The organism is Janthinobacterium sp. CG_23.4 (genome assembly GCF_029892305.1).
GTDB classification, from domain to species: Bacteria; Pseudomonadota; Gammaproteobacteria; order Burkholderiales; family Burkholderiaceae_D; genus Janthinobacterium; species Janthinobacterium lividum_D.
The window spans coordinates 3,589,122-3,612,033 of the sequence record NZ_JARXUX010000001.1; the positions used below are offsets into that span (position 1 = coordinate 3,589,122).

Here is a 22,912-nt window from a genome sequence, read left to right on the forward strand (position 1 = left end):
TTTTCCTTTTGTCTAGACTCCCATGATCGTCCAACTCCTGAAATGTTTCGGCACCGCAGCCGGTGGCGGCAATGCAGCGCTGGTCGTGGAAAACGGCCACGCCAGCGTCACGGCGCGCCAGACCTTCGCGCGCGAACATCGGGTCGGCGCCTGCGTCTTCATCGACCGGCAAGCGGACGACGCCATCGTGCTCGACTATTATTATCCGCACACGCGCAGTGCGCTGTGCCTGCATGCCACCTTGGCAGCGACGCATGTGCTGCTAACGGCGCCTGGCGCCACGGCAACCCTGACGGTGAGCACGGCCATGCACGGGCAAGCCTTGCAACTGGTACGCCGCGCGGCAGGCATATCGCAACGCTTATTCGTTGGCCTCACGCCGCAACCGACGCCAGCGGTCATGCTGGAAAAATATCTTGCCTCGGAACTCATGGGCCAGCACATGCACTTGCTGTCGCCGCCCGTGATCGCCTCGGTCGGCAGTGCAAAGCTGCTGCTGGAAGTGGCCGACAGCAGCATCCTGCGCGCGCTGCGGCCGAACCTGGAACTGATCGCCGACTGGAGCACCTTGCATACAGTAAACGGCTGCTATGTGTATTGCCGCACGGGCGAAGACAGTTACGAGGGACGCAACTTCAACCATCTCGACCCGGCGCTGGAAGACAGCGCCACGGGCGTAGCGGCGGGTGCACTGGCATCGCATAGGCAACAATCGCTGCGCCTGCATCAGGGCCATGTGACACAGCAACCGTGTTTGGTCGAGGTGCACTACCGTCCCGGGGAAATCCTGGTGGGCGGCATGGTGCAAGCGTGCACCTGAAAGGGGCATCATGCACCAGTGTAAGGCAAGCCAGGCGATGGACAAAAAGATAGTCCACCAGGAAACAACAGTTAGGGCAGATTTGTAATAAAAAACAAAGTATCGCTAGTGGAGCACGAAATGATGGCACTAGAATCAATGGCACTAGAATGAAATAAATCTTGCCCATCAGCCACTTGGAGACACCGCGTGCCCACCCTTACCATCTTGCGTAAAGCCATCCTCATCAGCCTGTACGGCAGCGCCGCCATGGCCGCATTCGGTCCCGCCGCCATGGCCCAGACCACGGAAGCGGGCGCCACCGATGGTCCCGTGCAAACAGTCAGCGTGGTCGGCTCGCGCCGGGTCACCAGTTCCGCCACCGACACCATGGCGCCGGTCGATATCATTCCCATTTCCAAGGTAGCAGAGCAAGGTGGCCAGTTTGACCTGGCGCAATCGCTGCAATACATTTCGCCCTCGTTCAACTCCACGCGCCAGACGGGCGCCGACGGCGCCGACCTGGTCGATTCAGCCGCCCTGCGCGGTCTCGGTTCCGACCAGACCCTGGTGCTGGTGAATGGCAAGCGGCGCCACACGACGGCCCTGGTCAACCTGTTTGGCGCGCGCAACCGCGGCAACACGGGCACGGACATGAATGCGATTCCCTTGCTGGCGATCAAGAACGTGCAAGTGCTGCGCGACGGTGCCGCCGCCCAATACGGCTCGGACGCTATTGCCGGTGTGATCGACATCGAACTGAAGAAAAGCCTCGGTTGCGAAGCGGTAGCCGGCTACAGCCAGTACTCAGCCAGCGACGGCAAGAACTATATGACGTCCGCATATTGCGGCATCGCGCTGGGCGACAAGGGCACCCTGGCCATCACGGGCGAATACCTGGACCGGGGCCGCTCGAACCGGGCTGATGCGGACAGCATGCGCATCATCGGCGACACCAAGGCCAAGAACAAGACCCTGTACGTCAATGGCGACTACGCCACCAGCAGCACCAGCAAACTGTACTTCACGGCCGGCGCGCAAACGCGTGACGCGTCGAGCGCCGCGTTTGGCCGTGGCGGCATCGGCAGCGAGGACATTCCGTCGCGCAATTCGGCCGCCATGTATCCGAACGGTTTCGTACCGTTCATTAACGGCAAGATCGACGACCAGTACGCCACCGTCGGCCACCGCAGCCAGATCGGCGAATGGCATGCAGACTTTTCGCAAACCTTTGGCTACAACAAGATGCGCTACGACATCAGTAACACCTTGAATGCATCGATTGCCAACCTCGACTTGATGAACGGCGGCAAAGGCGTCAGCGCCAGCAACTACGACGCGGGCGGCTTCTCGTTCCAGCAGCTGACCAGCAACGCCGATTTCAGCCGCTACTATGACACGGTGATGAAAGGCATGAACCTGGCCTTCGGCGCCGAATATCGCAGCGAGCAATACAAGATCATGGCCGGCGAACGGGGCTCCTACATCGACGCCGACGGCGTGGGCATGGGCGGCAATGCGGGCAGTCAGGGCTTTCCCGGCTTCCAGCCCGGCGACGCCAGCAAGGCCAAACGCCACAGTATCGCCGCGTATGCCGACGTGGAACTGGAATGGACGGAACGCCTGAAAACGCAGGCTGCCCTGCGCTATGAAAAATTCAGCGATTTCGGTTCTACCGTGACGGGCAAACTGGCCGCCAGCTATAAAGTGGTGCCAAATGTGCTGCTGCGTGGCTCGGCCAGCACGGGTTTTCGCGCGCCATCGCTGCAGCAAGTGTATTTCTCGTCCACCTTCACCGACTTCATCGGCGGCGTGCCTACCGACGTGGTGCTGGCCCCGAATGGCGGCAGCGTCGCCAACGCGGCCGGCATTCCCAAGTTGAAAGAGGAAAAATCCACCAGCTTTACGTTAGGCACCACCTGGACGCCGACGCAAGCCATTTCCGTGACGGCCGACTTGTACAATATCAAGATCAAGGACCGCATCGTGCTGTCGGGCCGCTTCAATGCCGACAACTACCCGGACCTGGCAGCGCGCCTGGCCCTGTTGGGCGTTGGCGAGGCGCAATTCTTCGTCAACTCCATCGATACGCGCACGCGCGGCCTGGACCTGACGGCCTCGCACAAGGGCGAGCTGGCCGGCAACCGCCTGAACACCTTCCTGGCGCTGAACTTGAGCAAGACGGAAGTGATGAAAATCAAGACGCCTGACTCGCTGAAAGGCTACGAAGACGTGCTGCTGTCCGAGCGCGAACGCCTGTTCATCGAACAGGGCGGCCCACGCGCGAAATCCACGCTGGGCTTCGACTACATCACGGGCAAACTGGAATCGAACTTGCGCGTCATTTATTTTGGTCCGCAAACTCTGGGCACCTTCAGCGGCACGGCTGCCGGCGTGCCCAACGCCCGTTACGCAGCCAAGACCTCGGCCGACCTGAGCTTTACCTACAGCGTCAACAAGAACACCAAGCTCACTTTCGGTGGCAACAACATTTTCAACGTCAAGCCGAGCACGCAAAACCCGGACGAGACGGACAACGGCTTCAAGTACGACAGCGTGCAGTTCGGCTTGAACGGTGCCTCGTATTTCGGCCGGCTGTGGGTGAAATTCTGATCACCATGTCCGCCTGAAGAAACAGCGGCTGCGCCAGCATGGGCAGCCGCTGTTTCTTTATGCACATCAATACACTGCCGTCCAAGATCGATTGTCGCTGCTCTTGATATGGCAAGAGCTCGATTCAGCAACTGTGCCGCGCAGCACGGCTGCGGCGAACAATCTTTGCCCTGCGACGGAAAGCACGGATAATAGCGGCTAACTCATCAGCACAGTATTGGATTACCTCATGGAAATTAAAGTCAACTTTCTCGATAAGCTGCGGCTTGAAGCCAAGTTCGACGATTTTACGGTCATCGCCGACCAGCCCATCCGCTATAAAGGCGATGGTTCGGCGCCCGGCCCGTTCGATTATTTTTTGGCATCGTCGGCGCTGTGTGCCGCGTACTTCGTGAAGTTGTATTGCGATACGCGCAATATTCCGACCGAAAATATTCGCCTGTCGCAAAACAATATCGTTGATCCGGACAACCGTTACCAGCAGATATTCAAGATTCAAGTCGAGCTGCCAGCCGATATCTCGGCCAAGGACCGCCAGGGTATCTTGCGCTCTATCGACCGTTGCACGGTGAAAAAAGTGGTGCAGACGGGTCCCGAATTCGTGATTGAAGAAGTCGAGAACCTGGACGCCGATGCGCAAGCCTTGCTGGCCCTGAATCCGGCTCCTGGCGCGAGCACGTATATCGTCGGCAAGGACTTGCCGCTGGAGCAAACCATCGCCAATATGTCCAGCCTGCTCGCTGGCCTGGGCATCAAGATTGAAATCGCTTCGTGGCGCAACATCATCCCGAATGTATGGTCGCTGCATATCCGCGACGCGCACTCGCCCATGTGTTTTACCAACGGCAAGGGCGCAAGCAAGGAAAGCGCGCTGGCCTCGGCCCTGGGCGAGTATATCGAGCGCCTCAGCAACAACCATTTCTACGCCGGTTCGTTCTGGGGCGAGGATATTGCCAACGCGCCATTCGTGCATTACCCGAACGAGCGCTGGTTCAAGCCGGGCCGCAAGGATGCGCTGCCGAAAGAGATTCTCGACGCTTACTGCCGCGACATCTACGATACCGATGGCGAGCTGCGCGGCTCGCACCTGATCGATACCAATTCCGGCAATGCCGAGCGCGGCATTTGCTCGCTGCCGTATGTGCGCCAGTCCGACGGCGAGACCGTGTATTTCCCCTCCAACTTGATTGAAAACCTGTACGTCAGCAATGGCATGAGTGCCGGCAATACCCTGGTCGAAGCGCAGGTGCAATGTCTGTCGGAAATTTTCGAACGGGCCGTGAAGCGCGAAATCCTCGAAAGCGAGATCGCCCTGCCCGACGTGCCACAGGCAGTGCTGGCGAAGTATCCCGGCATTCTGGCCGGCATACAGGGATTGGAAGAGCAAGGCTTTCCCGTGCTGGTGAAAGATGCGTCACTGGGCGGCGTGTACCCGGTGATGTGCGTCACCCTGATGAACCCGCGCACGGGCGGCGTGTTTGCCTCGTTCGGCGCGCACCCAAGCCTGGAAGTAGCGCTAGAGCGCAGCCTGACGGAGTTGCTGCAGGGGCGCAGCTTTGAAGGCTTGAACGACTTGCCGCAACCGACCTTTGCCAGCGAAGCTGTCACCGAGCCCAACAACTTCGTCGAACACTTCATCGATTCCAGCGGCATCGTCTCGTGGCGCTTTTTCAGCGCCAAGGCCGATTACGACTTTGTCGAGTGGGATTTTTCCGGCCACGGCGACGACTCGAATGCCGAGGAAGCGGCGACCCTGTTCGGCATCCTCGCCGACATGGGCAAGGAAGTCTACACGGCCGAGTACGACCAACTGGGCGCTATCGCTTGCCGTATCCTCGTGCCCGGTTATTCCGAGGTGTATCCGGTCGAAGATTTAATCTGGGACAACACCAACAAGGCGCTGCTGTTCCGCGCCGACATCCTGAACCTGCATGGCCTCGACGATGCCAGCCTGGAAGACCTGCTCGAGCGCCTGGAAAACAGCGAGCTCGATGAGTACGGCGACATTGCCACCCTGATCGGCATCGAGTTTGACGAAAATACCGTCTGGGGCCAGCTGACAACGCTGGAATTGAAGCTGCTGATTCGTCTCGCCTTGCAGCAATTCGAGGAAGCGAAAGAGCTGGTAGAAACGTTCCTGCAGTACAACGACAACACGCTCGAGCGCAAGCTGTTCTATCAAGCCTTGAACGTGGTACTGGAAGTGGAACTGGACGAAGAGCTGGAACTCGATGATTACGTGCTCAATTTCCGCCGCATGTTTGGCGACGCCCGCATGGACGCGGTGCTGGGCTCGGTGGACGGCAGCGTGCGCTTCTTCGGCCTGACGCCGACCAGCATGCAACTGGAAGGCCTTGAGAGGCACCAGCGCCTGATCGACAGCTACAAAAAGCTGCACGCAGCGCGCGCCAAGGCGGCGCGCTAAAGCGGCAAGCCAGGGATGGACCTGCCGCAGTGTATCCCTGGCAGCGCGCCTGACGACTATCAGCTAGCCGCCAGCGCCGCGATCTCTTTCTGCATGTTTTCAATGGCCCGCGCGTTATACTGATCGGCAAAATACGCATCGCCAAACAGTTGGCCCGCCTGCGCCTTGGCGCACAGGTGCTGCAAGGCCAAGCCCCGCTGCTCGTTGAAGCGCACGCGGTCCACATGCGCGTATTCAAGGCCGATGGCTTGCGTATAGGCGTGATACACCTCTTCATCCTGGCCCAGGATGGCCAAGTCGGCGCTGAGCATGGCATCCTTGAGCGCGTGGCTGATGCCGGGGCCCTGGAAATGGTCGGTAACGCGTATCAATTGTGCTACATCATGGTTATCCCCAGCGTCGAGGCCGCTGGCCAGCCACAGTTGGGCGCTCGCTTCTTCGCTGGAAAACAGCGCGTCTTCGTCGTGGCTGTAGACGGCGTCATGGAACCAGAAAGCTTTTTTCACCAGCGCGCTGTCGCGTGTAGAGGCATAGGTGTTGTCGGCCCACACGCGGATCTCGGACAGGCCGTGCACCAGGTGGTCGAGGTTGTGATAGTGGCGGTCCGTGCCGCCATACGCCTGCGCTCCCGTCAAGTGCGCGAACCAGTGATCGGCCAGCGCGACATCGGCTGGCGCAGCGGTGGCGTAATGCCACAGCGCTTCCCACTCCTTGCGCAGGCAGTCGAGTATCCATGCGTGGTAGGCAGGGCCGGGAACGAATTTCTTCATGGTCCAGTTCCAGCCCACGGGGCCTTCCAGCGCCTTGACGAAGCTGGAACTGACGGAACCGAGGTCGCGCGGCGGCATGACGAAAATCGTCTTGGCGCCCTGCAACACGTCCACATTCGTTTGCTGGATCAGGTTTTCATAGTCGAAATCGGCAGTCGTGCGGATGCCGCGGATCAGGTAGTCGCAGCCATGCTTTTTCGCCGCGCGCGCCGTGTAATCGCCCTTGACGATGACCACCTGCACATTGTCCCAGCCACATTCGCGCGCGCTCTGCTCGATGATGCGCTTGCGGTCTTCGGCAGGAAACTGGGGGCGCTTGGCGGGGTTTTGCGACAGGAACACGATCACCTCGTCGGCAAGCGAACGCGCTTCGCCGATCACCCACATATGGCCGTTGGTGATGGGGTCGAGTGTTCCTGAAAATCCGATTCTCTGCATGTGCGCTCCGTGGTCTGATTCTGCTTGTTTCGCAGACAATATAGGGCCACGGCGCGCACGTCAATGCAGCAGCTTAAAGATCGGCCTCATCGCGCCTCGATCTGGAGAGAAATCTGCCTCATTTTTTTGCCGGCAAGGGCAATTCCACGCGCACGCACAAGCCGCCCAGGCGCTCGGACTTGTCCAGCAACAGGCGCGCGCCATGGTGTTCGGCAATGGCCTTGATGATGGCCAGCCCCAGGCCGCTGCCGTTGGCGTCCGTGCCGGGCACGCGGTAGAAGCGGCTGAAGACGCGCTCGCGCTCCTCGGGCGCAATGCCGGGGCCGCTGTCTTCCACCGACAAGGTCACGCCGACGGGGCTGGCGCGCAGGTCGATATCGACCGTACCGCCCTGCGGCGTGTACTTGATGGCGTTGTCGACCAGGTTGCGCAGCATGATGTTGAGCGCATCGGCCTGCCCCGCCACCTTGGCCGGGTCCATGTGGTGCAGGCCAAGGTCGATCTTGCGCGCTTGCGCGATACCAGACATGTCGCCCAGCGCGCGCTTGACGACGTCATTCAAGTCCACCGCCTGCAACTGGTCGCCGCTGGCGGCGCTCGCTTCCTGGCGCGCCAGCACCAGCAACTGCTCGACCAGGCGCGTGGCCCGCTCGATGCCGGCGCTGACGCGGGAAATGGCCAGGCTGCGCTTTTCTTCCGATTCGGCCCGCTCCAGGCTCAGTACCTGCAATTTCAATGCCGCCAGCGGCGTGCGCAATTCATGCGCGGCGTCGGCGACAAAATGCTGCTGCGCGTCGAACGCCGTCTTTACACGGCCGAACAGCAAGTTCAATTCATGCACCAGGGGCCGCACTTCGTCGGGCAAGCCCGCTTCCGAGACGGGCGAGAGGTCGTCCGCCTGGCGCGCCGCCACCTGTTTGCGCACGCGCGAGACGGGTGCCAGCGAACCGCTGACAACCCACCAGACGACCAGCATCAATATCGGCGCCATCAGGGCAATCGGCCCCACCGTGCGCAGCGCCAGGCTGCCGGCCATGCGCTTGCGCACGGCCATGTCCTGGGCGATCTGCACGGTCTGGGAACTGGTTTGCACGGAAAAGATGCGGTAGGTGGTGCCGTTCGCCTTGACATTCGAAAAGCCCAGCACGGCGCGCTGCGGCAGTTCCGCGCGCGTGATCGAGCGGAACACCTGCACGCCATCGGGCGTCCACACCTGCACCACCATATCATTGTTGACCGGGTCGGCCGGCAACGCTTGCGCATGGTTGGCCAGCGGCGCGCCGGAGCGCAGCGACAGGGCCATCTGCTGCATGTGATAGTCGAAGATCTGGTCGGCGTCGTACAGGGCGCTGCGATAGGCGATCGACGCCTGCGCCAGAGCCGCCATGATGATGGCCGCCAGCAAAAACCACAGCAGACGGCCGCGCAGCGAATGCGTCACCGTGACCTTCATCCTCATGCCTTGGGCACCATATAACCGAGACCGCGCACGTTCTGGATCAGGTCGCTGCCCAGCTTCTTGCGCAAGCCATGGATATACACTTCCACGGCATTGCTGTTGACTTCATCCTTCCAGCTATACAGTTTTTCTTCCAGCTGCGCGCGCGACAGCACGATGCCGGGGCGCGCGATCAACGCTTCCAGCACGGCCCATTCACGCGCCGACAGATTGACGGGATGGCCCTCGGCGATCACTTCGCGCGTCAGCGGATTGATCGACACGCCCTGGTGTTCGAAGATCGGCTCGGGCCGCCCCGAGGCGCGCCGCAGCAGGGCGCGGATGCGCGCCAGCAGTTCATCGAGGTCATACGGCTTCAAGACATAATCGTCGGCGCCCGCGTCCAGGCCAGCGATGCGCTGCTCGACGGCGTCGCGCGCCGTGGCCACCAATACGGGCGTGTCGAGCTTGCGCAAACGCATGGAACGCAGCACATCGAGGCCATCCTTGCGCGGCAAGCCCAGGTCCAGCAGCACCAAATCATAGGTTTGCGTCTGCAAGGCCGTATCGGCCATGTCGCCATCCTTGACCCAGTCCACCGCGTAATGCTCGGCGCGCAGCAAATCGAGCACCACCTCGCCGATCATCGTATCGTCTTCTACCAGCAATAGCCGCATGGCTGCTCCTTGTTCAATTTTTCACCCCAACGGCGAAAGGCCGGGGTCGAACCCGACGGGGGAATGTGTCGCAATGGGACACATTCCGATCGCGAAGTGACTGACCCCGGTACTAAGTAATCAACCCAAACGCACAGGAATAAAAATCTTGTCGGGCCCGCGCTGTATCAGCAAGGCCACCGACTTGGCCGATTTCTCCACCACCTCGCGTACCTGTTCGACTGTGTTGACGGGGTGGCCATTGACCGACAATAGCACGTCTCCCGGCTGCACTCCGGCATTCGCGGCCGCGCCGCCGGCGTCTTCGACCAGCAGGCCGGCGCTGATGCCAGCCATGCGTTTTTCATCCGATTGTAAAGGACGCAGGGCCAGGCCCAGCTTTAACTTGCCGGCGGCGCTGTCGTTTTTTGCCACCTCGGCCACCTTGTCGGCGGCATTGCCCAGCATCGCCGTCAGGCTGACGATCTTGCCGTCACGCCAGACATCCATGCTGATCTTGTCGCCTGGCAAGGACGTGCCCACCAGCGCCGGCAAGTCGGCCGAAGCGATGATGCGCTGGCCATTCACCTTGCGCACCACGTCGCCCGATTTCAGGCCTGCCTTGTCGGCCGGGCTGCCGCGCTCCACGTTGGCCACCAGCGCGCCTTCCGGCGTGGCCAGCTTGAACGAGTCGGCAAAGCCCTGGTTCACTTCCTGCACCGTTACGCCCAGCTTGGCATGGCTGGCCTTGCCCGTGGCAACGATCTGGTCCTTGATGCGGCCGGCCAGGTCGATGGGGATGGCGAACGACAAGCCCTGGAAGCCGCCCGTCTGGCTGTATATCTGTGAATTGATGCCGACCACTTCGCCGCGCGTGTTGAACAGCGGGCCGCCAGAATTGCCGGGGTTCACCGCCACATCAGTCTGGATGAACGGTACGTTGCTGTCATCGGGCAGGGAACGGCCCTTGGCGCTGACCACGCCCGCCGTCACCGTGCTGTCGAAACCATATGGCGAACCGATGGCCAGCACCCATTCGCCCACTTTCAGCTCGCTCGAATGGCCGAGCGGTACGATGGGCAGCTTGTTGGCGTCGATTTTCAGCACCGCGATATCGGTCTTCGGATCCGTGCCCAGCACCTTGGCGCGAAATTCGCGGCGGTCGTTGAGCTTGACGGTCACCTCGCGCGCATCGCGCACCACATGGGCGTTGGTCATGATGATACCGTCCTGGCTGACGATGAAGCCCGAACCAAGGCCGTGCGTGGGCACATCGCGGCCACCGCGCTGCCCGCCTTGCGGCCCCTGGAAGCGGCGAAAGAATTCGAAGAACGGATCGTTGGCGAAGTCATCGTTGCCCGCCTGGGCCGCCGAGTCGTAGGCCACCTTGGTGCTGCCCGTGACACTGATGTTGACCACGGCCGGGCTGTTGCGCGCGGCGATCTGGCTAAAGTCGGGCAAGGCCACCAACGGCGCGCCGGCAGCGGGTGCCACTGCAGCGGCCACCGCAGTGGCAGGCGCGGCGGCTGCGCCATTCGCGCCAGCATTATTCTGGCGCATCACCATGGCACCGCCCGCACCCAGCACACCGATCGCGGCCAGCGCGGCTACGGTGCGTTTGATTTTAAGAGATGCGGTATTGGTTTGCTGTTCCATGCATTGCTCCTCATTCAATGAGATGTTGATGTATGCAATAGTGGGCCACGAGTCTTAGGCGGTGCTTAACATTTTTCCATTTGGAAACAGGCGCTGGCGCCGTTGAGCAGGCTGTCATCTTGCCTGCCGCGCGCACCTCGCATGGAGGGCTATGCAGGGCCCGAACGGGCTCTGGACGTGACACTGGCCGGATCAACCGGCCAGTATTTTACTATACGGAAAAGGGGTACCCCTCTCCGATGATGCCAGCGCGTGGCGCCGACATCAGCTCAACTCAACTGAGTTCAGCTCAGCTCAGGCTGCCTGGCGCTGATCGAGCGCATTCACGTTAGCGGCGCTGGCGTGGGTGCCGCTGCCGATCTCGATCTTGCGCGGCTTCAGCGCTTCCGGTACTTCACGCACCAGCTCGATGGTCAGCATGCCGTTTTCAAACGTGGCGCCCGTGACCTTCACGTGGTTAGCCAGCTGGAAACGCTGTTCGAAATCGCGGGCAGCGATGCCGCGGTGCAAGAGCGTGCGCTCGACGCCATCTTTCTGCTTGCGGCCCGTGACATGCAGCGAATCACGTTCAGCAATGATGTCGATCTCTTCGCGCGAGAAGCCGGCCAATGCCATCACGATCCGGTATTTATCTTCCGACACCAGTTCGATGTTGTAAGGGGGATAGCTCGGTTGTGCATCGGCGCGCTGTTCGTTCAGCAACTGTGCCAGGCGGTCAAAGCCGATGGCAGAACGGTACAGGGGAGCAAGGTCAAAAGTACGCATGATAAATATCCTTTTCAAATGAAGCGATAAGAGGGGCGGACCTCACCGTGAGCATCCGCTTGCTAACAATCTAAGGACGATCAAGCGGCCTTCAAGGCCTTGAAAAAGACGATTTTTGCCCCAGTGCCGAAAGTATTTTTGAAGCTTGCTGCGCGGCGCTCTAGTCGTCGGTGTGCAAGGCGCAGGCCAGCGCCGTCCGATTGCTCACGCCGAGCTTGCGGTAAATCATATGCAACTGGTTGCGCACGGTAGCTGGCGACTTGTCGAGCGCGCGGGCGATCAATTTGTAAGGCGCGCCGCGCATGGCCATGGCCGCCACCAGCCGCTCGGCCGGCGTCAGGCGCTGCATGGCGACGTTGCCTGAGAGCCTGTTTTCATGCATGGGCTGGCTCCCCGCCCCTGCTGGCATCGCGCAAGGTCTCGCCGCGTTTTCTCATGATGGGACTGTCCTTTTCGGCTAGGCGGACCAGCTGCAATGCGGTCCTTCATGCTCTTGTTCGCAGCGTACCGCCATCCGGTTCAATCTTTTTGCAATGACATTGCGCGAGCCCCTGCGCCCATGCCTTGGCAGACCTTGCTCTTACCAATACTGCACTATTTCTCCGATGCTATAATCGCAACGACGTAATTGCCTGCCCTTCATTCAACCTGTCCCGGCCCCGCCACCATGAGTGCATTGCCTGTCTATCCTGCCGAATTGCTCGCTGCCATGGCAGCAGGCGACCAGCGCGCGCTGGACGCCCTGTACCGCGCCTGGTCGCCGCGCGTGCGCGTGTTTGCGCGCCTGCAGCTAAGCGGCTCGGGGCTCGATGTGCACGCGGTCGCCGACGAAGTCACGGTGGATGTGTTCCACGATATCTGGCGCGCGCCCATGCGCTACGACGGTCGGGTGGCCTTCGGCACCTGGCTGCTGACCCTGGTCCGCAACAAGGCCATCGACCAGATCCGCCGCCACGGCAAGCGCCTGGCGCGCGAAACGCCGTTCGACGGCGATGACGACGCGCAAGCGCCAGCAGAGTACGATCCGGGGCCGCAGGCGCAAACGGAAACCGTGCAGCGGCGCCATGCCGTGCTGAAATGCCTGCAGCGCCTGCGCAACCCGATGCAGCGTGAAAGCCTGACCCTGTGGGCGCTCGACGACCTGTCGGTCGCTGACATCGCGCATATCCAGCAAGCACCGGCCGGCACCATCAAGACGCGCCTGTTTCATGGCCGCATTAACTTACGCCAGTGCATGGAGCGCTGGTTTGTCCAGGAAGGCGGACGCCATGACTGACCCCCTCGATCCCCACGATCGCCACGAGCAGGCGCTGCGCGCCATGCTGCCCGATTACCTGAATGGCCATGCGCCGGCGGCCGACGCCAGCCGCATCGCCGCCCGGCTGCACGCTGACGCGGCATTGGCCGCCGACGCCGCCTGGCTGCGCGAGATCCGCGCCGCCATCGGCGATGAAGCTGCCAGCCTCGATCCGGACGCGGGCCTGGCGCAACTGCACAGCCGCCTGGAACGCCCCAGCCCATGGCGCCGCCTGCTGCTGCGCCTGTCGCTGCCGGCCCTGGCACCAATGGCGATCACGGCACTGGCCAGCATCTGCATGGTCCAGGCCTGGCTGCTGTGGCAGGCGCCGGCCGCGCCGGTGGAGCTGCTGAGCTGGCGCGGCGCGCCCGGGGCAGCGGCGCCGCCGGCCAGCTTGCGCGTGCAATTCTTGCCCCATGCCAGCATGCAACAAGTGGCGACGGCGCTGGAACAGGCGCAGGCCGGCATCGTCGCCGGTCCCCTGCCCGACCGCAGCTACCTGCTCGATGCGGCCGACCCGCAGGCGGCCCTGCGCAGCCTGCAAGCGAGCGGCGTGACGGGCGAGACATCGCGCATCGACGCCCACACCGCACCATGAGACGGATGCGGCGTCGGCAAGCATGGCTGCTGCGGTCTTGCCTGCGGTCTTGCCTGCTGTCTTGCCTGCTGGGCGGCACGGCGCTGGCGGGCGAACGCCATGCCTTGCTGATCGGCGTGGCGGACCTGCCCGCCATGCCGCGCAGCAGTTGGCTGGCCGGTCCCACGGCCGACGTGAATGCCATGCACGCGGCGTTGCTGCAACAGGGTTTTGCCGACGCACGCATCCAGCGCCTGGCCGACGACGCGGGCGCCAGCGAGGCGCCCACGCGCGCGGCCGTCCTGGCGCGCCTGGCGCAGCTGGAAAAGACGCTGGGCAAGGACGACTTGCTGCTGCTGTACTGGTCCGGCCACAGCGTGCTGCTGCCCGCCTATCCGGGCCAGGCAGCGGCGCCCCAGGGACGACGCACGCGCTTGTTGACGCGCGACAGCCAGGTCAGTCACCAGGGCCGGCAACTCGATGGCGGCATCGCTAGCAGCGAACTGGGGCGCGCGATCGATGCGTTTGCCGCGCGCCAGACACAGGTCGTGGCCATCTTCGATACCTGCCATGCGGCGGCCGGCACGCGCAGCGGCGACGGCCTGACATGGCGGGGGCTGGCGGCGCCCGATATCGGCTGGCGCCCCATGCCCGGCGCGCCAGCGGCAAGCCATGACGCAGCAGCAGCCGACGCGCCGCGCGCGCGGCCGCGCTTTGTCGCCTTCTACGCATCCGAAGCCCAGCAACGCACGCCGGAAGCGACCGCGGCTGCCGCGCCGGGCCAGGCGGCTGGCCTGTTTACGCAGGCCGTGATCGCCGCCCTGCAAAGTGAGCCGCAAACCTATGCCATGTGGGCCGGCGCCGCCACGCAGCAATACCAGTCCGCCTTGCGCGCCTACCAGTTGCCGCGCTCCGCCTGGCCCTCACCCGTGTATGCGGGCGCGCTCGACGCAGCGCTGTGGCAGGGCGGCGCCACCGGCGCGGCGCCGCTGTGGCCCGTGCAGCGCGATGCGCGTGGCTGGCAAGTGCCATATGGCCTGCTCGACGGCATACGCGAGGGCGACCTGTTCCGGCACGCCGGCACGCGTTGGCGCGCCGCCGCGGTCGGCTGGGGAGAAACGCGGCTGGCGCTGCTGCCCGGCGATGGCGGCGACAGCGCCGCGCCAGGCTGGGCCAGCCGCACGCCCGCGCCGCTGCCGGCCAGTGCCGCGAGGCACGGCGGACAGCGCCTCGCCACCCTGCTGGCGCTGCCCGCCACGCCAGGCCAGCCCCTGCTCGACGCGCGCATCGAACTGACCCTGCCGGGCAAGGCGCCGCGCCAGCTGGCATTCACCGATGGCGACCTGGGCGTGCTGCCGGCCGGCACACGCATCGGCCTCAGCGTGGAAAACCGGGGCGCCGCTTCCATCGACCTGGGCCTGGCGCACTTGCCGCTGGACGGCCCCGCCGCGCGCATCTATCCGGCCCTCGACGGCGACAGCAACCGCATGCCGCCCGCCATCGGCGCCGGCATCAGCCGATTCGAGCGCAGCTTCGTCGTCAGCGGCCCGCGCTTCGGCGTGGAATGGCTGGCGCTGGTGGCCGCACCGGCGGCAAATGGCGCGCCGCAGCGCCGCTTCGCCATCCTCGATACGCTGCCCGGACTGGCCAGCACGCGCGGCGGCGCCGCGCCCTCGCCTGCGGCAGCACTGCCGCAGGCCGGGGCAAGCCATGCCGACCAAGCCCAGGTGGCGCGGCTATCCTGGCGCTCGGTGCAATGAAACGCCTCATCCTGGGCTTGCTGCTGGCCGCGTCGGCGTGGCTGCAAACGGCATCGGCCGACACCTGCCAGGCCGTCATCGCGCCATGGCTGGCGCAGGCGAACGACGCCAACGACAAGGAACAGCCAGCCGTCTCGCTGCCCCTGTTCCAGCGCAGCGTGGCCGCCTGCCGCGCGGCGCACGACCGGGCCGGCATCGCCACCGGCCTGCTGGGCGTGGGCCAAAGCCTGCACATGCTCAACCGCTATGCCGAGAGCGAACTAGCCTTGCTGGAAGGCTGGGCCATCCGCCAGGCGCTCGACGACGGCGATCCGCGGCGCGAAAGCATGTACTACCCGAGCGAACTGATGTACCTGTACCGCCAGTGGAGCCGCTTCGACCTGGCCTGGCAATGGGGCGACGTCGCACTGGCGGCGAAAGCGCGCCTGATCGGCAAGGACACGGTAGCGTATGGCACCAGCCTGTCCAACCTGTCCGGCGTGGCGCTGCAGACCAAGGAGTATGCGCGCGGCCTGCCGTACGCGCAGCTAGCCATGCAGACATGGGCCCGCACCTCGGGCGAGAACAGCACCGACCATGCGTGGGGCATGCGCGACGTGGGCGTACTGCTGCTGCGCATGGGCCGCATGGAAGAAGCCTACGGCTACCTGGAGCGCGCCTACCGGATACGCCTGGCGGCTTTCGGCGAAAACCGCACCGAGACGCAAACGAGCGTGACCGACATGGCCAACTGGCACACCCTGAGCGGCAACGACCGCCAGGCGCTGGCGTTCGCCCAGCGCGCACTGGCCATGGCGGTGCAGCGCTCGGGGGCCGACTCGATGCAAGCGAGCGTGGCCCTGAACCGCCTGAGCGGCATCCATTTGCGCCTGGGCGAAAGTGGCAAGGCATGGCAGGAAGCGGAGGACGGCCTGCGCATCCGCCGCGCCCTGTTCGGCGACCGCCATGCCAACACCGTCAGCGCCTGGCAGGACGTGGCGCTGACGGCGCTGGCGGACAATCAGCTGGGGCGCGCGGAAGTGGCCGCCGCCGCCGCACTCGCGCATTGCCGCGCCGTGTATGGCGAGGCCGCCGCCACCTGCGCCGCACACCAGCTCGCCCATGGCAGTGCGCGCATGGCATTGGGGCAGTACCAGCAGGCGCTGGAAGCGGCGCAGGCGGCGGCGCGGCTGGCCATGTCCGGCGTCCAGGCGCTGCCGGCCGACGAAGCCGATGCGCTACTGCTGGCGGCGCAGGCACAGGCCGCGCTGGGACGCCAGGACGAGGCGGCAATAGGACTGGCCGACCTGGAGGCGCGGCTGCTGCAAACGCCGCCAGCTGCGGCCGGCATGCTCGACACGGTGCGCCAGGCGCGCCTGCGCGCGCGCGCGCAGCACGCCGGCATCGGCGCGGCCGAGCTGCAGGCGCTCGCGCGCGAGGCGGGCGCCATGGCGCAGCAGCTGGCCGCCACGCGCGGCGCGGCCCATCCCGCCTATGCACAGGCCTTGCTGGACGCGGCCGGACTCAATGCGCGCGCGGGCGATGCCGCCACGGCGCGCTCCCAGTCGGCACGCGCACTGGCGATCGGCATGGCCAATGAACAGACTATGCTCGAAGCGCGGGCGGCGGCGCAACTGGGCGCGCTGGAGCCCGACGCGGCCGGTATTTTCCTGGGCAAGCAAGCGGTCAATGCGCTGCAAGCCACGCGCGCCGGCACGGCCAGCCTGCCCGTGCCGCTGCGCCAGGGCTTTGTGCGGCAAAAACGCGCCGCCTACGGCCAACTGGCGGACCGCCTGCTCGACCAGCGCCGCATCCATGAAGCGGAAACCGTGCTGGCCATGGTACGCGAGGACGAATTTCACAGCCTGGTGCGCAGCGCCCCCGATCCGCGCGCCACGCGTCTCGGCTACACGGGTGCGGAAGGCGAATGGCAGCGCCAGTTCGAAGCGCGCGCCGCCGCCCTGCGCGCGGGCGCCCAGGCGCTGGCTGCGGCGCGCGAACGCCAGGCGCAGGGCGTGGCGCAAGCCGACGACGCATGGCGGCAGGCGAACGAAGCCATGGCGCTGCTGCTCGATGGCGCCACCGAGGCGCTGGCCACACTGCCAATGGCCAGCCTGGCCAGCGTGGCCAAGCCCGCGCCAGCAGGCAAGGCTGGCATGGCGCGGGCCGAGCCACTCAAGCGGGGCGTGTTACACCTGACTTATCTGCTTACCGAGACGCGCCTGCGCATCGTCGCGCAGCGCGGCGGACGGACCGGCAGCAGCATCCACGACGTGGTCATCGACGAACGCGTGCTGGCGCAGCGCATCGCCCGCCTGCGCCGCAGCGCGCAAGACCCGGGACAGGATGCGCGCGCCGATGCGCAGGCGCTGTATGCGCTGCTGCTGGCACCGGCCAGCCGGGAACTCGATGGCGCCACCTCGCTATCGCTGTCGCTGGACGGCGTCTTGCGCTACCTGCCGTTTGCCATGCTGCATGACGGGCGCCGCTGGCTGGTCGAACGGCTGCCCGTCTCGCTGCATGCCAGCGGCGGCGACCACGCTGGCGCACAAGCAGCGCCGCGCCGCGCGCCATCGCTTGCCCTGTTCGGCCAGACGCGCGCCAGCGGCGAGCTGCCGGCCCTGCCCTTCGTGCAAAACGAACTGCGCGCCGTGCAGGCCATCGGACACGCGGCGCGCATCCCCAGCCAAGTCTACCTCGATGGCGACTACACGGGCGCGGCGCTGCAACGCGCGCTGCCTGCCAACAGCAGCGTGCACATCGCCAGCCATTTCGTGCTGCGCTCGGGCGCGGGCGAGGACTCCTATTTGTTGCTGGGCGATGGCGGCAAACTCAGCCTGGCAGAACTGGCACAGGACGGCTACCGCTTCGCCGGCCTGGATCTGCTCACCCTGTCAGCCTGCGAAACGGCCGTGCCGGCAGGCACCGATGCCACGGGACGCGAACTGGAAGGCTTGGCCTGGCTGGCCCGCCAGCGCGGCGCGCGCAATGTACTGGCCAGCCTGTGGCGCGTGTCGGACCAGTCGACGGCCACCCTGATGGGCGATTTTTATACGGCGCTGGCGCAAGGCAAGGGCAAGCCGCAAGCCTTGCGCCAGGCGCAGTTGCGGCAGATCCGCGCCGCCCGGCATGGCGTCACGGCGACGCGGGGCTTGACACCGCTCGACGCCGCCGGCGGCAGCGACGACGCGCGCAGCCATCCCTTCTACTGGGCCGGTTTCATCCTGCTCGGCTCCTGAGCCCCCTACTACGGAAGGCTGTTTTTGGTGTATGCTGGCGGCATGAATAATGACACCGACATCCAGCTCAGCGGCCCCTTCAAGGCCACCGACGGCTCCGGCCGTGCCCACGACATCAAGGCCATCCGCATCTTCGACGAAGGCTACGGCATCATCGACGTGTATGTCGATTTCGCCGCCCCGCTCGACGCGGGCGCCTACAAGGACAAGACCCTGGTCGGCCACATCCTGGCCCGCCTGCGCAGTCTCGGCTACGTCGGCCCCGACTTCGGCCATGGCGACCTGGGCCTGCAAGACAAGAAACTGATCGTTCTGGAAGCGCCCGAGGAATTTTCCGCTTTTGCCATCAGCAAGGGCTGGAAAGACTTATCAGCAGAGTTTGACGAGGACTGATCCTTCCAGCTATCAACACCATCTGCGCCGCGCCAGCTTCTGCTGGCGCGGCGTTTTTCATGGGCAAGCGCTTAGTTCAGCTTAGTTGCTTAGTTGCTTAGTTGAGCTTATTTAATATAACGCGCGCTCCACGCGGCAATGACGTTGGCGACATAGGCCGCATCATAGCGCCCCGTCAACAAATGGTCGGCATCGTCGAGCGAAACGAAGCTTTTCGGGTGCTTCGCTGCCGTAAAGATATCCATCGCGTTCGACAGGCTCACCGTCGTATCATTCGGCGCGTGCATCACCAGCAGGGCGCGGCGCAGGCCGGCGATGTGGGCCTTCAGGCTATGGCTGCCCGCGTCGTCGACGAATTGCTGGCGGATACGGAAGGGCCGCCCTTCCAACTGCACCAGCGCTTCGCCGTCGGCGGCGATTTGCTCGAGGTGGTCGCTGAACATGCGCGTGACATACGCGGGCGTGCTGGGGGCGGCCAAGGTCACCACGGCGGTCGATTCCGGCACTTGCGCGGCAGCGGCCAGCACGGCGGCGCCACCCAGGCTATGGCCGATCAGCAATTGCGGCGCAGCATGTCTGGCCCGCAAAAAGTCGGCAGCGGCGACCAGGTCGTCCACGTTCGATGAGAAATTGGTGGCGGCAAACTCGCCCTCGCTGGCGCCCAGCCCCGTGAAGTCGAAGCGCAGCACGGCGATGCCGTGCTCGGTCAAGCCTTGCGCGATGCGCCGCGCGGCCAGCACGTCCTTGCCGCAGGTAAAGCAATGGGCGAACAGCGCATAGGCACGAATGGCACCGTCGGGCGCGTCAAGGCGCGCCGCCAGCACATGGCCGTGGGCGCCGGGAAAATCTTGCCGGGTCGATTTCATTGTCTCAGATCAAAGCTGCCGCGCAGCGCGGCCGATGGCGCATTGTAGCGCCGCCGGGCGTGGCCGCAGTTAGCCAAGCTTAATCGCGCTTGGGTATGTCCAGTCCCTTGATGACGGCAGGGCGGGTCAGAAACGCGTCCAGCGCGCGCTGCACGTTCGGGAAATGCTCGAAGCCGACCAGCTCGCCAGCACCATAGAACTCCACCAGGCAGCGCACCCAAGGGAAGATGGCGATATCGGCTATCGTGTATTGCTCGCCCATGATCCAGTCGCGGCCGTGCAATCGCTGCTCGAGCACGCCCAGCAAGCGCTTGGCCTCGCCCAGATAGCGCTCCAGCGGACGCTTGTCTTCGTAGTCCTTGCCAGCGAACTTGTGGAAGAAGCCGACCTGGCCGAACATGGGGCCGATGCCGCCCATCTGTAACATCAGCCACTGTATTGTTTCGTAGCGCAAGCCCGCGTCCTGCGGCAGGAATTTGCCCGTTTTCTCCGCCAGGTACAGCAAGATGGCGCCCGATTCGAACAGCGCCAGCGGCTTGCCATCGGGACCGTTCGGATCGAGGATGGCAGGAATTTTATTGTTCGGATTGAGCGACAGGAAGGCGGGCGACAATTGGTCGTTGCGCTCGAAGCTGACCAGGTGCGTTTCGTACGCCAGGCCCAGTTCTTCCAGCAAAATGGAAACCTTGATGCCGTTCGGCGTAGGCAGCGAATACAGCTGCAAGCGCTCGGGATACAGTGCAGGCCATTTCTCGGTGATGGGAAAGTCGGATAGTTGGGACATGAAAATCCTTATTGAAGTGGTTAAGGCGGCGCAGGCAAGCAAGTATAGCCAAGCATGGCGATGTGCGTTGCGCGCCGCTTGAAACGCTCTGACCGCCACTCAGCCAAACAAGCCATGCAAAAACCAGCGCGGCGTGGCGTCTACACCGCTGCCGGCGGTGCGTTCGCGGTAGACCCAATAGTGGGCATGGTCGAGGCCTTCGGCGATGAAATAATCGCGCGCCTGCGACTGGCCCCACCAGCCCGCCTCGATACGCTCGGCGACGGATACCATTTTCAGGGGAGAACCGTAGAAGGGACGATGTTCGCGCATCAAGAGGGCGATGGGCTGGGCCAGCAGCCAGCCGGGACGGGGCATGCCGGGCAGACCGGGCGGCAAGTCCGGCGCCGCGTTTTTAGCGCCGGGCTTGGCCGGCAGCGGCAGCCACTGGTTGGCCGCCTCGGGACGGTAATCGGCGCGCGGCGCGGCTTGCAAGACATTCTCGGCGCCCAGGCGCGCGACCAGCAATTCCATCAGGCGCTGGCGCTCCTGCGGCGTGCCGCCCGGTTCGGGAAACAGGCTTTCGCTGGGCGGCGCCATGGGCTGCACCTGCAGCGCTTCCAGGGTCAAACCGATCACGGGCGCGTCGAGCACCAGCTGCGCCAGGCGTTCCTTGAGCAGGCGCACCAGATGCTCATCGCGCCAGACGGCGACACCCAAGGCCAGGTCGATGACGGTGGGCGCACGCGCCACCCTGCCGCGCTCGTGCGCCAGCAGCAGTTGTATGCGCTCGACGGCAAATTGGCGCGCGCACAGCCAGCCCGTCATCTGCTGCAGCAGGCGGCGCGCGCCGAACAACAGCGCGTCGGCGTGCTCCACGCGGTCGAACAATTCCAGGCTGGCGCGGAACGTGGGCGGCGCAGCTATCCACAGGTACAGTTCGGTGCTGTGGCCATGTGCGTCATCAAGCATGTCCAGCAAGGCCGCGCCGCAGCGGCGCTGCAAGCCGGGACGCGGCAAGTGGCGCAGCTGCCCCAGGGTACGGCAGCCGATGCCTTCGAGCCAGTCCAGGTAGGGGCGCGCGGGCGGCAGCAAGGCGCACGGCAGGCGGTCGAGGCGGCGCACGAGACTGGCCATGCTGAGGGTCCGGCCCCGGCGCGTACCGGCGCGCGCCAGCAGCCAGGCACCGCGCGCCGTGGGGGCGCACGACAACTGTGCCGTGTAGCCGAGCGTGCGCAAGCTGGCCGCGATTTGCCGGCACAGGGCGCGCACGCCACCGAACAGGCGCAGGCTGGCGCCCGCGTCGACCAGCAAGGTGGCTTCTTCGCCCTGCGCCACCAGCGGCGAGTATTGCAGCAGCGCCAGCGCCACCGCTTGCAAGGCTTGCGCCTCCAGCTCGGGCGAGCGTTCATGCAGGCGCGCCTGCGGCGCCAGCATCAGCGCGCCCGCGCGGCGCATGCCCGGCCCGATACCGGCCGCCCGCGCCAGCGGTGACAGGGCCATCACTTGCTCGTGCTCCAGCACCACGCCCAGATGGTCAGCCGACCAGCGCGGGCAAAACACTTCGAGCGGGAGCCGGGGCAGGCACAGGCCGATCCAGAGTCGCATGACGCAGCAGTAAAGAAGGAGGTTGCAGGGGCAGGAACAAGAGCGTATCGCGCTGCGGTCCCCGGCGCTTGATGAAGCCGATTTCGATGCCACCGGCGGCCGGGCGCACGGACAGGCGCAGCGGCGCGGGCGACGCATCTTGCGCGCCGTGCAAGGGACGCAGCATGCAAAACAGGGTATTGCCGCCTTGCGCGGCCAGGTGCAAGCGGCGCAAGCTGTCGGCGCGCACATGCGACTGCCAGAACAGCAAGGCGCCGCAACTGCCGCTGCGCAAGATATTTTCCGCCGCCCACAAGGCATCCTTGCTGCTGGCGCTCTTTAGCCACAGCAGTTGCGACGACGCCAATCCCTGCGCGGCCAGGGCCAGCGCCTGTGGCGGATGGGGCGGCTGCAGCAGCACGATGGGCAAGCCCGGCAGTTGCGCCAGCGCTGGCGCCAGCAGGCGCAATTCGCCGCTGCCCGGCTGCTGCACCAGCAAATCGATGAGGCTGCCGCTGGGCCAGCCGCCGCCGGGCAGTTGCGCGGACAAGGCGGCAAAACCCGTCTCCAGGCAGCGCGTGGCGCCCTGCCCCAGCTGCGATGCGCGCCACAAGGACGGGTGCAAAGCTTCCGGCGAGGCCATCAATTGGGAATGTTGCATAGTTGAATTTAAAGATGAAAATGAACATAAGTACTGTATGCATATACAGTACTATTCAGGCCCGTTTTTGGCAAGGCTTATCTGCTTATTGTCTGATTATCATCTGCTCATTATCTGCGTATTATCTGCGTATTATCTGCGTACGGCCGTCGCCAGGGCCGCTCCGCCAGGGCCAAAAAAACCCGTTTCTGGCATCGATTGCTGTACCATAAGCACTCTCCTTTCCGCCT

18 protein-coding genes are annotated in these 22,912 nt (G+C 64.5%); 8 read left to right on the forward strand and 10 right to left on the reverse strand.

Annotation, left to right across the window (positions count from 1 at the left end; translation table 11 throughout):
• Positions 1 to 22 precede the first annotated feature (22 nt).
• The 3 genes from H4V96_RS16080 (at position 23) to H4V96_RS16090 (ending at position 5,837) form a co-directional block, all read left to right on the forward strand.
• Positions 23 to 820, forward strand: coding sequence for a PhzF family phenazine biosynthesis protein (locus tag H4V96_RS16080; protein WP_196854788.1), 798 nt, complete (start codon positions 23 to 25; stop codon positions 818 to 820).
• A 189-nt stretch (positions 821 to 1,009) separates the two neighbouring features.
• Positions 1,010 to 3,412 carry a TonB-dependent receptor gene (locus H4V96_RS16085; protein WP_196854787.1) on the forward strand — a complete coding sequence of 801 codons (2,403 nt, stop codon included), beginning with the start codon at positions 1,010 to 1,012 and terminating at the stop codon, positions 3,410 to 3,412.
• 229 nt (positions 3,413 to 3,641) lie between these two features.
• Complete coding sequence (locus H4V96_RS16090) at positions 3,642 to 5,837, forward strand: OsmC domain/YcaO domain-containing protein (protein ID WP_196854786.1); 2,196 nt, start codon at positions 3,642 to 3,644, stop codon at positions 5,835 to 5,837.
• A gap of 59 nt (positions 5,838 to 5,896) precedes the next feature.
• Here the strand turns inward: H4V96_RS16090 and coaD are convergent, their stop codons facing one another.
• From coaD to H4V96_RS16120, 6 genes are all read right to left on the reverse strand, one after another.
• The gene (gene coaD / locus H4V96_RS16095; protein WP_196854785.1) at positions 5,897 to 7,045 is read right to left on the reverse strand and encodes a pantetheine-phosphate adenylyltransferase; all 1,149 of its coding nucleotides are present in this window, start codon (positions 7,043 to 7,045) and stop codon (positions 5,897 to 5,899) included.
• A 118-nt stretch (positions 7,046 to 7,163) separates the two neighbouring features.
• On the reverse strand, positions 7,164 to 8,498 hold the full coding sequence (locus tag H4V96_RS16100; RefSeq protein ID WP_196854879.1) for an ATP-binding protein: 1,335 nt from the start codon (positions 8,496 to 8,498) through the stop codon (positions 7,164 to 7,166).
• Positions 8,499 to 8,500: 2 nt separating this feature from the next.
• Entirely contained in the window at positions 8,501 to 9,160 is a 660-nt protein-coding gene (locus H4V96_RS16105; protein ID WP_010400558.1) for a response regulator transcription factor, read from the reverse strand.
• Between the two features lie 120 nt (positions 9,161 to 9,280).
• Entirely contained in the window at positions 9,281 to 10,795 is a 1,515-nt protein-coding gene (locus H4V96_RS16110; protein WP_196854784.1) for a Do family serine endopeptidase, read from the reverse strand.
• 294 nt (positions 10,796 to 11,089) lie between these two features.
• On the reverse strand, positions 11,090 to 11,560 hold the full coding sequence (locus tag H4V96_RS16115; RefSeq protein WP_196854783.1) for an Hsp20 family protein: 471 nt from the start codon (positions 11,558 to 11,560) through the stop codon (positions 11,090 to 11,092).
• Positions 11,561 to 11,720: 160 nt separating this feature from the next.
• Positions 11,721 to 11,942: a helix-turn-helix transcriptional regulator gene (locus tag H4V96_RS16120; protein WP_010400640.1), complete on the reverse strand. Its 222-nt coding sequence runs from the start codon at positions 11,940 to 11,942 to the stop codon at positions 11,721 to 11,723.
• Between the two features lie 285 nt (positions 11,943 to 12,227).
• On the opposite strand from H4V96_RS16120, the gene H4V96_RS16125 reads away from it, so the two are divergent.
• From H4V96_RS16125 to H4V96_RS16145, 5 genes are read left to right on the forward strand one after another with little or no spacing between them, the layout of a single operon-like run.
• Entirely contained in the window at positions 12,228 to 12,836 is a 609-nt protein-coding gene (locus H4V96_RS16125) for a sigma-70 family RNA polymerase sigma factor (protein WP_070346433.1), read from the forward strand.
• On the forward strand, positions 12,829 to 13,455 hold the full coding sequence (locus tag H4V96_RS16130; protein ID WP_070346432.1) for a hypothetical protein: 627 nt from the start codon (positions 12,829 to 12,831) through the stop codon (positions 13,453 to 13,455). Before H4V96_RS16125 ends, H4V96_RS16130 begins: the two co-directional genes overlap by 8 nt.
• Positions 13,452 to 15,194: a caspase family protein gene (locus H4V96_RS16135; protein WP_280721053.1), complete on the forward strand. Its 1,743-nt coding sequence runs from the start codon at positions 13,452 to 13,454 to the stop codon at positions 15,192 to 15,194. The genes H4V96_RS16130 and H4V96_RS16135 overlap by 4 nt, the downstream gene beginning before the upstream one ends.
• Positions 15,191 to 18,412 carry a CHAT domain-containing tetratricopeptide repeat protein gene (locus H4V96_RS16140; protein WP_196854781.1) on the forward strand — a complete coding sequence of 1,074 codons (3,222 nt, stop codon included), beginning with the start codon at positions 15,191 to 15,193 and terminating at the stop codon, positions 18,410 to 18,412. Before H4V96_RS16135 ends, H4V96_RS16140 begins: the two co-directional genes overlap by 4 nt.
• A gap of 42 nt (positions 18,413 to 18,454) precedes the next feature.
• Positions 18,455 to 18,805 carry a hypothetical protein gene (locus H4V96_RS16145; RefSeq protein WP_029496590.1) on the forward strand — a complete coding sequence of 117 codons (351 nt, stop codon included), beginning with the start codon at positions 18,455 to 18,457 and terminating at the stop codon, positions 18,803 to 18,805.
• 107 nt (positions 18,806 to 18,912) lie between these two features.
• Here H4V96_RS16145 and H4V96_RS16150 read toward each other — a convergent pair whose 3' ends face one another.
• The 4 genes from H4V96_RS16150 to imuA all read right to left on the reverse strand — a co-directional run bounded on the left by H4V96_RS16150 (position 18,913) and on the right by imuA (position 22,682).
• Positions 18,913 to 19,671 carry an alpha/beta fold hydrolase gene (locus H4V96_RS16150; protein ID WP_196854780.1) on the reverse strand — a complete coding sequence of 253 codons (759 nt, stop codon included), beginning with the start codon at positions 19,669 to 19,671 and terminating at the stop codon, positions 18,913 to 18,915.
• Between the two features lie 79 nt (positions 19,672 to 19,750).
• Positions 19,751 to 20,455 (reverse strand): glutathione binding-like protein, encoded by a 705-nt coding sequence (locus H4V96_RS16155; protein ID WP_196854779.1) that lies wholly within the window; start codon positions 20,453 to 20,455, stop codon positions 19,751 to 19,753.
• 99 nt (positions 20,456 to 20,554) lie between these two features.
• Positions 20,555 to 22,042 (reverse strand): DNA polymerase Y family protein, encoded by a 1,488-nt coding sequence (locus tag H4V96_RS16160; protein WP_029496591.1) that lies wholly within the window; start codon positions 22,040 to 22,042, stop codon positions 20,555 to 20,557.
• Positions 21,972 to 22,682 (reverse strand): translesion DNA synthesis-associated protein ImuA, encoded by a 711-nt coding sequence (imuA, locus tag H4V96_RS16165; protein WP_070346428.1) that lies wholly within the window; start codon positions 22,680 to 22,682, stop codon positions 21,972 to 21,974. The genes H4V96_RS16160 and imuA overlap by 71 nt, the downstream gene beginning before the upstream one ends.
• Positions 22,683 to 22,912 lie beyond the last annotated feature (230 nt).

Bases quoted from the DNA above. Each gene is read 5' to 3' on its own strand.
- H4V96_RS16080 (WP_196854788.1), top strand. From the start codon at position 23: ATGATCGTCCAACTCCTGAAATGTTTCGGCACCGCAGCCGGTGGCGGC.
- H4V96_RS16090 (WP_196854786.1), top strand. From the start codon at position 3,642: ATGGAAATTAAAGTCAACTTTCTCGATAAGCTGCGGCTTGAAGCCAAG.
- coaD (WP_196854785.1), bottom strand. From the start codon at position 7,045: ATGCAGAGAATCGGATTTTCAGGAACACTCGACCCCATCACCAACGGC.
- H4V96_RS16100 (WP_196854879.1), bottom strand. From the start codon at position 8,498: ATGAAGGTCACGGTGACGCATTCGCTGCGCGGCCGTCTGCTGTGGTTT.
- H4V96_RS16105 (WP_010400558.1), bottom strand. From the start codon at position 9,160: ATGCGGCTATTGCTGGTAGAAGACGATACGATGATCGGCGAGGTGGTG.
- H4V96_RS16110 (WP_196854784.1), bottom strand. From the start codon at position 10,795: ATGGAACAGCAAACCAATACCGCATCTCTTAAAATCAAACGCACCGTA.
- H4V96_RS16115 (WP_196854783.1), bottom strand. From the start codon at position 11,560: ATGCGTACTTTTGACCTTGCTCCCCTGTACCGTTCTGCCATCGGCTTT.
- H4V96_RS16120 (WP_010400640.1), bottom strand. From the start codon at position 11,942: ATGCATGAAAACAGGCTCTCAGGCAACGTCGCCATGCAGCGCCTGACG.
- H4V96_RS16125 (WP_070346433.1), top strand. From the start codon at position 12,228: ATGAGTGCATTGCCTGTCTATCCTGCCGAATTGCTCGCTGCCATGGCA.
- H4V96_RS16130 (WP_070346432.1), top strand. From the start codon at position 12,829: ATGACTGACCCCCTCGATCCCCACGATCGCCACGAGCAGGCGCTGCGC.
- H4V96_RS16135 (WP_280721053.1), top strand. From the start codon at position 13,452: ATGAGACGGATGCGGCGTCGGCAAGCATGGCTGCTGCGGTCTTGCCTG.
- H4V96_RS16140 (WP_196854781.1), top strand. From the start codon at position 15,191: ATGAAACGCCTCATCCTGGGCTTGCTGCTGGCCGCGTCGGCGTGGCTG.
- H4V96_RS16145 (WP_029496590.1), top strand. From the start codon at position 18,455: ATGAATAATGACACCGACATCCAGCTCAGCGGCCCCTTCAAGGCCACC.
- H4V96_RS16150 (WP_196854780.1), bottom strand. From the start codon at position 19,671: ATGAAATCGACCCGGCAAGATTTTCCCGGCGCCCACGGCCATGTGCTG.
- H4V96_RS16155 (WP_196854779.1), bottom strand. From the start codon at position 20,455: ATGTCCCAACTATCCGACTTTCCCATCACCGAGAAATGGCCTGCACTG.
- H4V96_RS16160 (WP_029496591.1), bottom strand. From the start codon at position 22,042: ATGCGACTCTGGATCGGCCTGTGCCTGCCCCGGCTCCCGCTCGAAGTG.
- imuA (WP_070346428.1), bottom strand. From the start codon at position 22,682: ATGCAACATTCCCAATTGATGGCCTCGCCGGAAGCTTTGCACCCGTCC.